Source organism: Streptomyces beijiangensis (assembly GCF_017315755.1).
GTDB lineage: Bacteria > Actinomycetota > Actinomycetes > Streptomycetales > Streptomycetaceae > Streptomyces > Streptomyces beijiangensis.
On sequence record NZ_JAFLRJ010000695.1, the window covers coordinates 1 to 581 of the forward strand.

Consider the following 581-nt stretch of genomic DNA (forward strand, 5'->3'; position numbering starts at 1 on the left):
GAACATCGGGGCGGAATCACCTTTGCTTGCACACAGGGAACACACATTTGCGCAGGTGAGGGACGGCGCGGAAGGGCTGTGCGGAGCGGACTCGCGAGGAGGGCGGCGAGACCCTTGTCTCACTTGCCCAAAAGGGGACAAAAGCGGGCCGACTACCCCTACTTTTGACCCAAATCAAGGCTCTGGCCAGGAACGATGAGGTCCGGGTCGGCTCCGACGGCCTTCTCGTTCGCCTTGTAGAGCGCCGGCCAGCCGCCCTTGATGTCGTGTGCATCCGCAATCGCCCAGAGGTTGTCACCGGCGCGGACCGTGTAGTCGCCCTCGGTGGCGGCGGAGCGCTCCGGGGTCTCGTTCCGGGAGGCGTGTCGGCCCGATTCGCGGTCGGTCTCCGGGGTGTCGGTCGCCTCGGTGGAGCCGCGGTGCTTGCCCGCGCTCTGGCCCGTGTCCGTACCGGAACTCGCCGGGGGCGTGGCCGTGGCGCCCGGGGTCGCGGTGTCCGCGGGGGTCTCGGACGGTGTCGTCGACGGGGTCGCGCTGTCCGAGGGGCTCGGGGTCTCCGACGCCGCAGGGGTGTCGCTGGG

General features: G+C 69.7%; 1 protein-coding gene. It reads right to left on the reverse strand.

Annotated elements, in window-relative coordinates:
* Positions 1-158 precede the first annotated feature (158 nt).
* A partial coding sequence (locus J0695_RS45315; protein WP_206969476.1) for a LysM peptidoglycan-binding domain-containing protein occupies positions 159-581 on the reverse strand: 423 nt, incomplete at its 5' end.